Annotated in this window: 12 protein-coding genes and 1 pseudogene; 4 read left to right on the top strand and 9 right to left on the bottom strand. The window is 56.6% G+C overall.

Annotation, left to right across the window (positions count from 1 at the left end):
• Window positions 1–404: 404 nt before the first annotated feature.
• The 9 genes from BW14_RS06605 to rpmH all read right to left on the bottom strand — a co-directional run bounded on the left by BW14_RS06605 (window position 405) and on the right by rpmH (window position 8015).
• Window positions 405–1238, bottom strand: a complete 834-nt coding sequence (locus BW14_RS06605; protein WP_258186067.1) for a L,D-transpeptidase — start codon at window positions 1236–1238, stop codon at window positions 405–407.
• Between the two features lie 566 nt (window positions 1239–1804).
• Window positions 1805–3175 carry a ParB/RepB/Spo0J family partition protein gene (locus BW14_RS06600; protein WP_140489700.1) on the bottom strand — a complete coding sequence of 457 codons (1371 nt, stop codon included), beginning with the start codon at window positions 3173–3175 and terminating at the stop codon, window positions 1805–1807.
• Entirely contained in the window at window positions 3175–4143 is a 969-nt protein-coding gene (locus tag BW14_RS06595) for a ParA family protein (RefSeq protein ID WP_044089264.1), read from the bottom strand. Before BW14_RS06595 ends, BW14_RS06600 begins: the two co-directional genes overlap by 1 nt.
• 586 nt (window positions 4144–4729) lie before the next feature.
• On the bottom strand, window positions 4730–5395 hold the full coding sequence (gene rsmG, locus BW14_RS06590) for a 16S rRNA (guanine(527)-N(7))-methyltransferase RsmG (RefSeq protein WP_140489698.1): 666 nt from the start codon (window positions 5393–5395) through the stop codon (window positions 4730–4732).
• A 100-nt stretch (window positions 5396–5495) separates the two neighbouring features.
• Window positions 5496–6044, bottom strand: a complete 549-nt coding sequence (locus BW14_RS06585; RefSeq protein ID WP_140489696.1) for a R3H domain-containing nucleic acid-binding protein — start codon at window positions 6042–6044, stop codon at window positions 5496–5498.
• A 125-nt stretch (window positions 6045–6169) separates the two neighbouring features.
• Window positions 6170–7183: a membrane protein insertase YidC gene (gene yidC, locus BW14_RS06580; RefSeq protein ID WP_375138437.1), complete on the bottom strand. Its 1014-nt coding sequence runs from the start codon at window positions 7181–7183 to the stop codon at window positions 6170–6172.
• Window positions 7180–7497, bottom strand: a complete 318-nt coding sequence (yidD, locus tag BW14_RS06575) for a membrane protein insertion efficiency factor YidD (RefSeq protein WP_140489694.1) — start codon at window positions 7495–7497, stop codon at window positions 7180–7182. The genes yidC and yidD overlap by 4 nt, the downstream gene beginning before the upstream one ends.
• Before the next feature lies 1 nt (window position 7498).
• A complete protein-coding gene (gene rnpA, locus BW14_RS06570) occupies window positions 7499–7846 on the bottom strand; it encodes a ribonuclease P protein component (protein ID WP_140463790.1) in 348 nt (115 codons plus the stop codon).
• A 34-nt stretch (window positions 7847–7880) separates the two neighbouring features.
• Complete coding sequence (rpmH, locus tag BW14_RS06565; protein WP_007054596.1) at window positions 7881–8015, bottom strand: 50S ribosomal protein L34; 135 nt, start codon at window positions 8013–8015, stop codon at window positions 7881–7883.
• Window positions 8016–8333: 318 nt separating this feature from the next.
• On the opposite strand from rpmH, the gene dnaA reads away from it, so the two are divergent.
• From dnaA to BW14_RS06540, 4 genes and pseudogenes are all read left to right on the top strand, one after another.
• On the top strand, window positions 8334–9854 hold the full coding sequence (dnaA, locus tag BW14_RS06560) for a chromosomal replication initiator protein DnaA (RefSeq protein ID WP_140489691.1): 1521 nt from the start codon (window positions 8334–8336) through the stop codon (window positions 9852–9854).
• 965 nt (window positions 9855–10819) lie between these two features.
• Window positions 10820–11944, top strand: a complete 1125-nt coding sequence (dnaN, locus tag BW14_RS06550; RefSeq protein WP_044089257.1) for a DNA polymerase III subunit beta — start codon at window positions 10820–10822, stop codon at window positions 11942–11944.
• Window positions 11945–11992: 48 nt separating this feature from the next.
• Window positions 11993–13165 (top strand): annotated as a pseudogene (gene recF / locus BW14_RS06545) (DNA replication/repair protein RecF); the annotation flags it as partial.
• A gap of 209 nt (window positions 13166–13374) precedes the next feature.
• The gene (locus BW14_RS06540; RefSeq protein WP_140489689.1) at window positions 13375–13845 is read left to right on the top strand and encodes a DUF721 domain-containing protein; all 471 of its coding nucleotides are present in this window, start codon (window positions 13375–13377) and stop codon (window positions 13843–13845) included.
• Window positions 13846–13901: the final 56 nt, after the last annotated feature.

Genomic DNA, 13901 nt, shown 5'->3' with positions numbered 1-13901 from the left:
AGTTCAGAGAGAATCTGAAGTATGGCTCCTCTAGTGGAAGCTCCTCCAGTGGAAGCTCTTCCAGTGGGAGCTCTTCCAGTGGGAGCTCTTCCGGTGGAAGCGGCCCTCTCCGTAGAAGCGGCCCACATGTGATTGTGTCGACCAATGGACGGATCCGATATTCATATAGCACAAAGGGACTGAGCAAATGCCCGTACTGCAATCAGCCGATTGAATACGGCGAAGGCGTGCTATGCGATGAGTGCAATAGTCTTTTTCATGAAAGCTGCATTCGAGGCTACGCTTACAATGATCCCGACAAACCGCTGTGCCCGTATTGCTATTCAAGGATCCTTAACAGTTACTGAACGCCATATAGCCACATACAGGCATCGCAATCAGGCGTCAGCCGATGCGACCGCCTCTCAGCCGATGTCGATGGGGGTGCCAGTCGGGATTTGCTGGCGGAACCACGCCGCATCGGCTACAGTGAGGCGCACACATCCGTGGGACGCAGGCTGTCCGAGCTTCTCGGCTTCGGAAACGATCCAGTTGCCGTTGGCGTCCGTCGGCACACTGTGGAACAGGTAAGTGCCGCCGATGAATCCGACCCAGTCGCGCGCACCCATCTGCTCGTTCGGATTGTAGAATGAATCACCCCGCAGACCATTGATGTAATACCGCCCGTGCGGCGTGGCATCATCCACACCGGTGCTGGCCTTCATCACATAGATGTCTTGACCGTTGCTCATCACGTGCACTTGCTGTTCGGCAAGGCTGACGTGGACGCTGAGATTCGGATAATCGGCAAGATTCGGTTGAGAGCCGGTCGGATTCATCCAAGCGGCGTTGTTGGCTGCCTGTTCAGCCTGCAACTTAGCCTGCAACTTAGCCTGCTCGGCTTGTTGCCTTGCCTGTTCCTCTTGAAGTTTTGCCGCTTCAGCTTGCTTCTTGGCTTCCTCGGCGGCCTTCGCCTGTGCCTCACGTTCCGCGATAATCTTGGCATTGGGAGCCGGCGCGTTCGTCTTGGCTACGGACGCAGGAAGCGGGACGGCCTTCGCCGGCTTATCCACAACCATGGGAATGGAGGCATCCTCCGCCTCGGCCGTGACGTTGTTCATATTCATCGTTCCGGCCCCAATGGCCAGTACCAGCATCAGGCCTACCACGCCGACTGATGTGTTCCTGACCAGTGCCGCGCTGTTGTCACGATTCTTGATGTGCCGCCCCGACACGTTGCCCGTAAATCCCATCATCATCTGCCTTCATCGGGCCACCACCGCACCCGCTTCTCTCTATGCTATGCATAGGATACCTCGCCGCAATAACAAGCAGTCTCGAACCTCCAAATGATCGCCGCTCACAGATCAGTGTCAGTCGGCACTCCAATCACAGCAAACGACCATGCCGGTACCAGCAAGCATCCATTCGCAGGAATAGTAATGAACGAATTTTCCGGTGCGGAGGGCGCATCTTCCCCCTGCTTCCCTGCATCCGATCGCTCTGCACACAGCAAAGTCATCGAAGCCTTTACCGGCAACCCAGCAGTGGAATCCATTCGACACCCGTCACCATTGGGCTCAAAAATACTTCAGGGTTTGTATTGGTGAGAAATAGTGGGAACCAAGTGAGAACCAAGTGAGAACTAGTGAAAAAATCGTTGTACAAAATATTGGTATATGAATCTATAGTAAATTGAATGCGAGATAAGGGGCTGCCTCGCAACGTGAACAAGGCAGCCCCTTGTGCGATTGGTAGAATCGAGCTCAATCGGCGCTCTGCCGACTATTTCAGATTAACGCTCTGCACTGCACGACACGCAATATCACACCCACTTGGAACCGTCAGCTTTGGACTGCTCGGGCACCAGGAGATTGAGGATGCGATCCATGTCCTCCGGCGAGGAGAACACAATCTCGATGCGTCCATGCTGCTGCGTGCCCTTGATGGATACTTTCGTGTCGAAATGGTTCTCCAGACTCTGCTGGACAGCCGATCCCAGCCATGGATTGGTCTTCGACTTCTTCGGTTTCTTCGGCTGCTCACCCGAGGCGATCTTCATCGCGACGATCTCCTCAGTGCTGCGCACCGACAATCCTTCGGCAATGATGCGCGACGCCAGCTTGTCCATCTCTTCGGGATCAGTCAATCCCAGCAATGCTCGCGCATGTCCAGAAGACAATACGCCGGCCGCAACCTTCTTCTGCACGGTGGCAGGCAGGTTGAGCAATCGGAGCATATTGGCAATCTGCGGACGGGACTTCGACACCGATTTCGACAGCTGCGCCTGAGTCAGACCGAACTCGTCGATCATCTGCTGGTATGCGGCAGCCTCTTCGAGAGGGTTCAGCGCCACGCGATGCAGGTTTTCCAGCAACGCATCGCGGAGCATATCGTCGTCCGCTGTGGTCTTGACGATTGCCGGAATGGTCTCCAGCCCAGCGAGCTGGGAGGCGCGCCAACGCCGCTCACCCATAATCAACTCATAGGGGCTATCCAAATGGCCGGCGAATGGATTGGCAGCGGCATCGCCATCGTGCGGCTCATGGTGCTGCTTCGCCTCGGCAATCTGAGAGGCCGGACGCTTGCGCACCACAATCGGCTGCAAAATGCCGACTTCCTTGATAGAAGCGGCCAGTTCGTTCAGATCGTCCTCATCAAAGATGGTACGAGGCTGGTGGGCATTCGGACCGATTTCGCTGAGCTTGAGCTCAGCGAGGTAGCCGCCCTCCACAGGCTTCAGCTCCGGCTTCTCCTCGTCGCCGCTCTTGCCCTTTGCCGTATCAGCATTGTTCTTGGCGGAACTAACTGCTGCTGCAGCAGATGTTTCACGTGAAACATGCTTGCTCGCAGTTCCGGACAGCGAGGTTGATTCAACCCCGCTCAGCTGCGGCTGCGGCTTATCAGCACCAAAGAACAAGTCGCTCGGGTGGGCGATATCATCCAACGCTGGCATGGCGGCACGTTTCGCCATGTTCTTTTTCACATTGGTTGACGGCTTGCCCTTGATTGCAGCCGGGGTGGCAGCAGATGCTAGCACCTTGGAAGCCGACTTGGTTTCGGCGACCTTCTTGGCGGCTTCTTCCGGATTCACCTTCTTCTCGGTATCCTTCTTGGTGTGCTCGGCAGAGTCCTCCCCCGGGAGATCAGGAAATAGAGCGCCGAGACCTTTGCCCAGTCGTGATTTCGATGCCATTACTTCCTCCTCGCATCAATCGCGTCAAGTACATGCTGGGAGCGTCCAGCGATTTCCAATGCCGCTTCGCTATAGGCGATGGCCCCAAGACCACGGGGGTCATAGGCAATCACGGATTGTGAGAAACTTGGCGCTTCGGAAATCTTCACCGATCGTGGAATTGTGGTGTCCAGAACGATATTGGGATAGTGGCCCTTGACTTCGTTGAACACTTCCCTACTCAGCAACGTGCGTCGATCGAACATGGTGACCAGCATGGTGGATACCAGCAGTACGGGATTGAAATGATCCTGAACCAATCCGATGGTATTGATCAACTGTCCGAGACCTTCAAGTGCATAGTATTCCGCTTGGATAGGAATCAGCATTTCTGTGACCGCGCACATCGCATTGATCACCAGCAGGCCCAGGCTAGGCGGGCAGTCGATGAACACGTAATCATAGTGCTTATCCGACTGGCGTAGATACAGGTCTAGCGCTTCCTTCAGCAAAGTATTACGGTTCGGCAGATCGGCGACTTCCAATTCGGCACCGCTCAAATCGATGGATGCAGGTACCACATCCAGATTGGGGAAATCAGGGCAGACGCTCAGCACATCTTGAATCGGCTTGCGTCCTTCAAGAACATCGTAAGTCGAGGGATCTCCTGAAGCATGGGGTACGCCCAATGCCGTGGAAGCGTTGCCCTGGGGATCCATATCGATGACCAATACTTGAGCGCCATATTTCGCCAGTGCAGCAGCAAGGTTGACTGTCGACGTGGTCTTGCCCACTCCCCCCTTCTGATTAGCGACTGCTATCAGACGGGTACGCTTCGGCTTGGGGAATGTGGCGTTCTGAAGGGCCTCATAACGAGAGCTTTCGTCAGCCATCTGCGTGCCGAGGCCCGAATCTTGCCCTTCAAAGATACGATGAAGAGTTTCAGAAGCTGTTTCGATAGCTTCCTCGTGATGATCCTTCTTGGCCATCAATCCTCCTTGCAATATGTATGTTCCAAGTCTTGCTATCCGCATGGACAGTCTTTGAGTTATCCACCATGTGCAAAACTATTGTGGATAACTGTGGATAACCACAGTCGCTATACCATGAAAATAGCAAATCACACCAATCAAAACCCTTGATTTATCAACGTTTTTGGTATTGTCCACAACTCATGCCGAAAAATGTGGATAACTATTTGTTCGATGCAAAATGTGGATAAGTTAAGTATCCACATATTTGCTGATTGCCTGTACTCAGCTGCTCCAGAATGGATTCCAATCCTTAATAATCCCCTCCCAGTCCTCGTTCGATGAAAGCAACTAGTATGCCTCATCGTAAGGTCGTTTATTAAGCCACTACCCCTCAGTCCGCTTCGCGGGCCAGCTCGTTCTGCAATTACAGACACGCTTCGCGCGCGGTATGCCAGCTCGCCTGTCAGCTCGCACAGCACCTGCAAACAGCTCCGCTGTTTGCTTTACGGTGCTGTCCTCACAAGGGGAGCCAACAACAACATCAACGAACATTGGCGCTGGATAGGATAGGACATCGCATCGATTTATGTACAGCAGAGCGTTATCGTTTATCCACAATCACCACATGTGTCGATTCCAGTCCTGGACCAACTTCTGCTTCGACGACGCGAGGATTGCGACCTCCATATCGGTTGATCTGATCTTTTGCTTTATCGAGTTCAGCCTGAGCGGAACGACCCTTCAAAGCGATGAGCTGACCCGATGGTTTCAACAGGGGCAGTGTCCAACCGGATAGCTTGGTCATGGGAGCTACCGCACGACAGGTTACTACCGCAAAAGGATGCAGCGCATGTTTCCGAACCTGTGAGATGACCTCATCCGAACGGCTTCGCACAATCGTGACGTTATCCAACTCCATGAGCTCCACGCATTCGCTCAACCATTCGACACGACGCTCCATAGGTTCAATCAGCGTGAACCGATGGTCAGGCAAACATGCGGCAGCAACCAAGCCGGGAAAACCACCACCACTGCCGACATCGGCCACCGTTTTGAATCTGTCCTGAGCAGTGGATCGCATGACGTACGGAACTATGGCAGCTGAATTGAGGATATGACGCTCCCAGATAATATCGACATCCCTAGGGCCAATCAGTCCACGCGGCTCGCCTTCCTGTTCGAGCTTGTCATGAAAACGCTCGAGTCGAGGCAATGCATCGCCGAGCACCTGTTCAAGTACTGGCGAACCATTAAGGGCATCTGCCATACGACATTCCTTCTCTCTGTTTCACGTGAAACAACAATCAGACTCATCGGCTTGGCAAGAAATCCACAGCCTAAAACACGGTCTGATTCAGACACCATGACTATGCAATGACCGTGTCCTGATCGTAATCTTCGGTACCGTCCTCAGCATCGTCTTCGGACTTCCGAAGATATACCGTGACAAACCGATTCGGTTCCTCACCATGCGAACGGGACTTCAGACCTTCTTCACGCACGACATCATGAACGACCTTACGCTCGAAGGAATTCATAGGCTTAAGATCGACAGGCTCGCCGGATTCCTTGACTGCATCCACAGCATCGAGAGCGATATCACGAAGTTTCTGACGCTTCCGCTTGAGGAAGCCATCAACGTCGACAATCAAGTGGGAGCGCTCTCCGGTCTTCTGCTGAACAGCAAGACGAGTCAGCTGCTGCAATGCATCAACCACTTCCCCGTTACGTCCGATCAGGTTCTTGATGTCAGTGTCATCATCCGCAACAATCTGCACCGTCGGACGATTGTTGCGGATGCCCATTTCGATATCGCCTTCATAGTCGGCGATATCAAGCAGACCTTCAAGATAATCAGCGGCGATGTCAGCCTCTTCGTTGAGCTGATCAACCGTCTTCTCGTCATCCTGTGCCATGCGATACTCCTTCTAGCAGATACTGATTTACAAGTCTAACGTGTTCAGGGTAAATACCCGTAGAGTGTCGAACGTGCTCCATGTTTCACGTGAAACATGGAGCACGTTCGACATATGATGAATCACTACTTCCGCTTCCGCTTACGCTGCGGCTGGAAGCGCTGATATCCCTTGGCGTCACGGCGCTCGGCCGCTTCCTTCGCCTTCTGCAGTTCCTCTTCTTCGAGGGAAGGCAAACCGGCCTTGGCGCGACGTTCATTCTCATGGCGATAATCACGCTTTTCCTTATCCTCGGCAGCCGGGGAACCAGGAGTCGGGAAATACATGACCTGCCAGAACGTACGAACCAAGTTGCACACGTTGTTCGTCAACCAATAGACCAGCACGGCGAAGGGCATGGTGACACCGGAGAAGATGTACATCACCGGGAAGAGCCACAGCATCATCTTCTGCATGCTCTCCGCCTGCTTGTTCATCGAAGCAGTGGGCGTGTTGCGCTTCATGCTGAAGTAGGTCGTGAACCACAGGCAGAAGCACATCAGCGCCACGAAGACGCCGATGACGACTTTGCCTGCGATGTCTGCGGAGTTGAAATTGTCGGTGACGCTGACAATGCCAAACACATCGGTCTGCGTGAATTGCTGAGCAGTAGCCTGATCAAACGCGCCCAGCGACTCCTTTTTCACGCCACTGGCGATGTACGGAATGGCCGAAAGCGTATAGAACATGGACATGAACACCGGGCTCTGGATGAGCAACGGCAGGCAGGACCCGGCCGGATTGGCATCGTTGTCCTGGTAGAGCTTCATCATTTCGCGACTCATGGCTTCCTTGGAAGCCTGATCGGTCTTGCCCTTGTACTTGTTCTGGATGCGCTGCATCTTAGGAGCCAACGCCTGCATCTTGCGCATCGACTTGATCTGCTTATAGAACAGCGGGAAGATGCATGCCTGAACGACCAGCACCAGAGCGATGACCGCGAGCACCCAGGAGACACCGACCTCGTTCATGCCAAGCAGCACGAAGAAATCATGAACGATCTTGAGAATCCAGGTCTGCAGCCACTCGACAGGGGTCAGAATCTTGTAGAAGAACCCCCAGAAACCGCTATCGAGGAAGAATTGGTTTTGGTTGATCATCGTTGGGCCTCTCCTTGGGTTGTGGCCAATGGTGTCAGTCGAGGCTCCTCATGAGCCTTCGACCACGAAAATCTGTAAAAAATCGAGTAACGCTGCGGCACGTCGTCTATTCCCCCGCGACTCCACGGCCTGCAGCGAAGCAATCGCAGTACAGCGAGCACTCCCCCTTTGAAAGCCCCATACCGTTCGATTGCCTGAATGGTGTAATTCGAGCATGACGGATAATACTTGCAACAAGGCGGCGTGTTCGCTGAAATGTGACGTTGGTACCAACGCACACCGCGAATCATCACCGCCTTGATGGAAGTAGACATGTCACTTCGCCTTATATGCCACGGCAGCAAAGCACTTTGCGATCTGCTGATCCAAAGAAGCGAACGAGGCAGTTGCCGCACTCGGCTTGGCGCGCAATACGATATCGCACTGTTCCGGGAGTTGGTGCTCGTGCATCCTGGCCAGGACTCGGAACCTACGCTTCACCGTATTACGGGTAACCGCTTTGCCGACGGATTTAGAGACGGCCAAACCCAGGCGACGATGATTCGCCTGGTCGTCATGCTGCTCATCGGGCACCAAATAGTGCACGACGATATCTCGGCCACCGACTTTACGTCTGCGCTTCAGCACGGACACAAAATCGCGATGGCTTTTCAGCCGCTCCACCTCGACTATGCCGCTGTGGTATTGATCGATGGGATCAGGCGGACAGGGACTTGCGGCCCTTGGCGCGACGGCGGTTGATCACCGCGCGGCCGGAACGGGTGCGCATGCGCAGACGGAAGCCGTGCTTCATGTGGCGACGACGGTTGTTCGGCTGGAACGTCCTCTTCATAATCAATGCTCCTAGGTCTATTTGGCAACGCTTCGCGCTGCCCTCACGTGAGTCAAGCTATACCAACCTACTCTCAACCCTGCCCACAAGTCAAAACAGCGGATGAGTTTTCACATTTCGACACAACCATTACAACACGCCGTGGGCTCGATAATGGCGTAATATCAACCATTCCGCCCGGATAGTTATCCACAAATTACACTCATGTTATTCACAATCGAGCATTTCCAACACGCAACGCGGTGGATAACTTCCGCGGATAGTAGTAAACATGTCCTATTGTATCCATGTACGCACGAGCAAGAAGAAGGGGTCTGTATGGCTGGTTCATCTGCCGACCCCGCGGTCGAAGCTGCCCGCATCTGGTCGGACACGCTCACCATACTCAAACACAGCTCGTCGCTGACTCCCCGTGAAAAAGGGTGGCTCGAGGGAGTGATTCCCGAGGGCGTGTTCGGCCCGACCATTGTGTTATGCGTGGATTCCAATGACACGTTGCAGGCCATTCAGGGCAATCTCAACGAGCAGTTGCTGCAGGCGTTGCAGAACGTAACCGGGACCACCATGTTCCCCGCATTCAAAGTCGCGCCTAAGATGACGCCGAAACCCAAGCCTGCGCCCAAGCCGAAGGCTCCCCATCGCAGGGATGCCTCCCCAACGGTCAAACAGTTCGGCCAGTCACCGTATGGCGCCAAGCAGCCTGAGGTTGCACCCCAACCTGAGACGCAATTCGTTCCCGCGCCGGTGAATGAGCCCCGTTATCCGGTAGGCGGTCAGAAGATGAACCGCGACCCGGAGACGCATCTCAATAAGAACTTCACGTTCGATTCGTTCGTGCCCGGCGATTCCAACCGGTTCGCCCGCACCGTGGCATTGGCGGTGGCCGAAGGCTCCGGGCAGGATTTCAACCCGTTGTGTATCTATGGCGGGTCCGGTCTGGGCAAAACCCACCTGCTCAACGCCATCGGCAACTACGCCCTGGTCAAGGACCCCAGCCTCAAGGTCAGGTACGTCACGTCCGAGGAATTCACCAACGAATTCATCGACGCGCTGCAAAACCCGAACCAGAGCCAGGGTCAGATCGCTGCATTCAACCGTCGCTACCGCGAAGTCGACGTGCTGCTCATCGACGACATCCAGTTCCTCGGCGGCAAGGAAGCGACCCTCGATCAGTTCTTCCATACGTTCAACGCGTTGCATCAGGCGAATAAGCGTATCGTCATCGCCTCCGATGTGGCGCCGAAGAACCTCAAGGGATTCGAGGCGCGCCTGATCTCCCGTTTCGAATCGGGCCTGACCGTAGACGTCAAGCCGCCGGATCTTGAGACCCGCATCGCGATTTTGCGCATGATCGCCTCGATCAACGGCTCGAAGATCCCCAGCGACGTGCTCGACCTCATCGCAGAACGCTTCACCGAGAACATCCGTGAGCTCGAAGGCGCGTTGACCCGTGTTACCGCCGTTGCGTCGCTGAGCAACCAGCCGGTGACCCGCGCCCTGGCCGAGCAGACGCTTCAGGACTTCTTCACCACCGACGTGGAGATCAAGCCCACCGACATCATCGGCCAGGTCGCCAAGTACTTCCACCTGACCTTCGACGACCTTGTCGGACGCTCGCGCACCAAGAACGTGGCCCTCGCACGCCAGATTGCCATGTATCTGGCCCGCGAAATGACCAGTATGAGCCTTCTCGATATCGGCGAGGTGTTCGGCGGCCGCGATCACACCACGGTAATGCACGCCTACACGCGTGTGAGCGACGAGATGCAGCAGAAGCAGGAAATCTACACCTACGTCACGGAACTCACCGTGCGTCTGAAGCAGAACAGCGACAAGTAAGCCCGGAACCGATCCGGGAGAATCCGTCTGAGCGACCGAAAACGGCACTTTTGGGGACTGAGGTCTCGAAAAGTGCCGTTTTTCGTCTTCAGAATCGATTCTGCGAGATGGGTGCAAGCCCTCGCGAGACGGGCTTACGGACAGCGAAGGTTTGTTGACGAAGCGACTACCCCTCAGTCCCGCTTCGCGGGCCAGCTCGTCCTGCAATCAGGGACGCGCTTCGCGCGCGGTTTGCCAGCTCGCCTGTCGGCTCGCACAACACCTACAAACAACTCTGCTGTTTGCTTTACGGTGCTGTCCTGACAAGGGGAGCTGGCAAAAGCAACGAACTACAAACGCGCTGGGCGGCCGCTCCAATGCCTTGTATGCCGATAACTCACAAGCATCCGTTCGCATGGCACTGGTGCCTTCCCTACGGCCACAGGGGACGAACATCACGCTATCCGGGAGAATGCGTTTCAGCGAACGTTTTCGGCACTTCGCGCAACCCGGTTCCGAAAACCCTCGAAAACGGTCTCCAGGATCGATTCTGCTCGACGCCGAAGGGCCCAACACGCCGTGCGCACGCGAAAAACGCGGCGAAGTTATCCACATAGTTATTCACAAATGTGGGTAAACTCTGCGGATAACTCGTGGATTACCCCCAAAATAGCGGTGGATAAGTCGTGCACAAGTGCCACCTCGATGTGGATAACCAAAACCCGGCATTTCCGGTGTGGATAACTTGGCGATTTATCCACATGCTATGCAGAAGTTATCCACATTGTGCACATAGTTATCAACCGTTGCGGCAGAAGCCCTGCGAGCACTTATCCACACTATCCACCGCGCTTATTATGGCGATTACTTACTCAGTACTTAGAAGGGCATCATCAGCACAGTAATCGGCGAGCACTGCTCCACATCGACTTAGCCGTTCACCGGCTAGAATGTTCTTCAGCGAAATCAGACGAAGGGAAACCCATATGAAAGTCGAAATCGATACCGCAGCCTTGGCCGACGCCGCAGCCTGGACGTCTCGCGTCATCGACGCTCGACCCTCGAACCCGATTCTGGCTGGCGTCCGGCTGGAAGCCGTCGACGGCACACTCCAGTTCTCGGCCTTCAACTACGAAATCTCGGCACGTCACCACATCGAAGCCGGCGTCGACGAACCCGGTTCCGTACTGGTCCTCGGCAAGCTGTTGGCGGATATCACCAAGTCGCTGCGCTCCGAGAAGACTTACATGTCCACCACCGACTCGACACTGACCATCAGCGCAGGCAAGTCGACGTTCACGCTGCAACTCATGCCCGATACCGAGTACCCTGACCTGCCCGTCGTGCCCGCAGCCCTCGGCCAGGTAGACGCACCGACCTTCGTGCAGGCCGTCAACCAGGCGTCGGTCGCGGTCTCCCGCGAGGAGAACCGCCCGGTGCTCACCGGTGTGCGCATGCAGTTCCGTGGCGACAAGGTCGTGCTGACCTCCACCGACCGTTTCCGTCTGGCCCGCGCCACCTTCACCTGGAGCCCGGTGAACCCGGATGTGGACACGACCACGCTGGTTCGCGGTTCGCTGCTCAAGGATGTGGCCCGTTCGCTGGACGAGCACCAGAACATCCGCCTTGACTTCGACGCCGACAATCCGACTCTGCTGGGCTTCGAAAACGCCGGCCGCGTGTCCACCTCCCAGCTCATCGATGGTGAATTCCCGGCAGTCGACCGCCTGTTCGCCGACGAATACCCGATTCAGGCCGTGGTGAACAAGCAGGATCTGCTCGATGCCATCACCCGCGTGGCTCTGGTAGCCGAACGCAACGCCCCGATCCGCATGGTCTTCTCCGGCCAGGAAGTGGCGCTGTCCGCCGGCTCCGCGGATGAGGCCCAGGCCAACGAAACGCTCGACATCGATATGGACGGCGACGACATCACCGTGGCGTTCAACCCCTCCTACCTCAAGGAAGGCTTGTCCGCCATCGCCGAACCGTTCGTGCGCATCAAGATGACCACCCCGGTCAAGCCGGTGGAGTTCAACGGCCAGCAGGAAGCCGATTCCGACGAATCGATGGACTACCGGTACCTGCTCGTGCCGATGCGTTTCAACAGCTGAACCCATAGGACCGCGATCCGGTAATTCCTAGGAATCGACCATCATCCGATGTACATTTCGCGACTTGCCCTCGACCACTACCGCTCATGGAGCCAAGTAGTGGTCGATTTCGTACCGGGTGTGAACCTGATCATCGGAAACAACGGCCTGGGGAAGACCAATATCGTCGAGGCAGTGGAGGTGCTGTCCACCGGATCCAGCCATCGCACCTCCAGCACCCTGCCGCTCATCGAGCGCGGACAGACGACTGCCACCATCCGCGCGAACGTGGTCGACGGCACCGGCGAGTTCGGCGTCGACGGCCAGGACCGGACGACCGCCACCGAACACGTCACCACGTACGAGGCCTCCATCCATGCGCGCGGGGCGAATCGGGCCCGCGTGAATTCCGGCTCGTCGATGTACCTGCGCGACATCATCGGACAGATTCCCTCGGTATCGTTCACGCCGGAGGACCAGCGGCTGATCTCCGGCGACCCGGCCGCGCGCAGAACCTTCCTCAATCAGGCCGGCGCACTGATTGAGCCTGGATATCTGGCGGCATTGCAGCAGTTCACGCGCATCGGCAAGCAGCGCGCCACACTGCTCAAACAGCTGGGTGCGAACCAGAACGCCGGACAGCCGGTGGACGCCGTGCTCAGCGGTCTGGAGATCTGGACCGGGCAGTTCATCGAAGCCGGCATCGCCATCACCCGCATGCGACGGCATCTGATAGCGCTGCTAGCCGAACCGTTCGCGCGGATCTATCGCGATCTCGCCGGCGAGACCGAACAGGTGAGTCTGGGGTATCTGCCATCGTTCGACGAAGTAGTGATCTTCGATGAGCCTCATCAGGCGATCAGCGAGCATTTCCAACGCATCTACCCCGGCGAAGTGGCTCGCGGGGTGAACCTCATCGGTCCGCAGCGCGACGACCTGAGCCTCGAACTGTTCGATATGCCCGCCAAGGAATTCGCCTCCAACGGCGAGATGTGGACGATGGCCTTGGCGCTGAAAATGGCGCTGTTCCAGGTCATTCAGGACAGGCTCGGAACTCGGCCCATCGTGATTCTCGATGATGTGTTCGCCCAGTTGGACGACAGCCGACGCGCGCAGATTCTTGATTTCGCCGCTAGGCAGGATCAGACGCTGATCACCGTGGCTGCGGAAGGCGATGCTCCGGCGGCGGCCACGCGCGAGGGGCGCGCGCATGTGATAGATGTCGCTTCGCTGAAAGCGCAGTATGACGCCTTCGCCCAGTCGCTGCAAGAGTCGCTGCAGCAGTCGATTGCCTCGCTGTCGGGCGATACTGCGCTTGCGGACGATGCCTCGCTGTCGGGCGATACTGCGCTTGCGGACGATGCCTCGCTGTCGGGCGATACTGCGGCGTCTGCGGCTCCGGCCGCCGACGCCGCATCTCACGCCGCTGATACCGGTGAATCGGGGCCACGATGACGCCGCCGGTGGCTTTCGCCCTGCACCTTGACCAGACCAAGCTCGCCGCCGAGGTATTCGAGCAGATCTCGCATCGCGGAGCGCTGCTCAAAGACCGGCGCCGGCGACGTGAGGAAGCCGTCGAGAACTTCGGCAAACCCGGACGCGACCCCATCGAGCTCGGCGACGTGATGTCCACCATCGCGGGCGATGGCGTCTGGAGCACGAACCTGAAACTGGCGCAACTGCGCACCCATTGGGATCAGGTGGTGGGCGAAGGCGTCGCCAAGCATACGGCGGTGGCCGACTTCACGAATGGCGTGCTGACGATACGCGCGGAATCGACCATCTGGGCCACGCAGCTGACCTATCTCATCCCCCAGCTGACCGAAACGATCCGGGGCAATCTCAAAGGACTGACCATCAACGAAATCCGCGTCACCGGTCCGGCCGTCGGCTATTCGCGCAAATGGGCGCGGCGGAAGTAGCGAACCCGCAGAAGGCTCGCTATGGCGCTCGTCGTGCTAAACGAGTAAAATCTCAT

Origin of the sequence: Bifidobacterium sp. UTBIF-68 (assembly GCF_006408855.1) — a bacterium.
GTDB classification, from domain to species: domain Bacteria; phylum Actinomycetota; class Actinomycetes; order Actinomycetales; family Bifidobacteriaceae; genus Bifidobacterium; species Bifidobacterium reuteri.
This window is presented reverse-complemented; position numbering and strand designations above follow the sequence as displayed.

Coding starts and splice junctions, on each gene's coding strand:
- BW14_RS06605 (WP_258186067.1), bottom strand. CDS start 1,238: ATGATGATGGGATTTACGGGCAACGTGTCGGGGCGGCACATCAAGAAT.
- BW14_RS06600 (WP_140489700.1), bottom strand. CDS start 3,175: ATGGCATCGAAATCACGACTGGGCAAAGGTCTCGGCGCTCTATTTCCT.
- BW14_RS06595 (WP_044089264.1), bottom strand. CDS start 4,143: ATGGCCAAGAAGGATCATCACGAGGAAGCTATCGAAACAGCTTCTGAA.
- rsmG (WP_140489698.1), bottom strand. CDS start 5,395: ATGGCAGATGCCCTTAATGGTTCGCCAGTACTTGAACAGGTGCTCGGC.
- BW14_RS06585 (WP_140489696.1), bottom strand. CDS start 6,044: ATGGCACAGGATGACGAGAAGACGGTTGATCAGCTCAACGAAGAGGCT.
- yidC (WP_375138437.1), bottom strand. CDS start 7,183: ATGATCAACCAAAACCAATTCTTCCTCGATAGCGGTTTCTGGGGGTTC.
- yidD (WP_140489694.1), bottom strand. CDS start 7,497: ATGTCTACTTCCATCAAGGCGGTGATGATTCGCGGTGTGCGTTGGTAC.
- rpmH (WP_007054596.1), bottom strand. CDS start 8,015: ATGAAGAGGACGTTCCAGCCGAACAACCGTCGTCGCCACATGAAGCAC.
- dnaA (WP_140489691.1), top strand. CDS start 8,334: ATGGCTGGTTCATCTGCCGACCCCGCGGTCGAAGCTGCCCGCATCTGG.
- dnaN (WP_044089257.1), top strand. CDS start 10,820: ATGAAAGTCGAAATCGATACCGCAGCCTTGGCCGACGCCGCAGCCTGG.
- BW14_RS06540 (WP_140489689.1), top strand. CDS start 13,375: ATGACGCCGCCGGTGGCTTTCGCCCTGCACCTTGACCAGACCAAGCTC.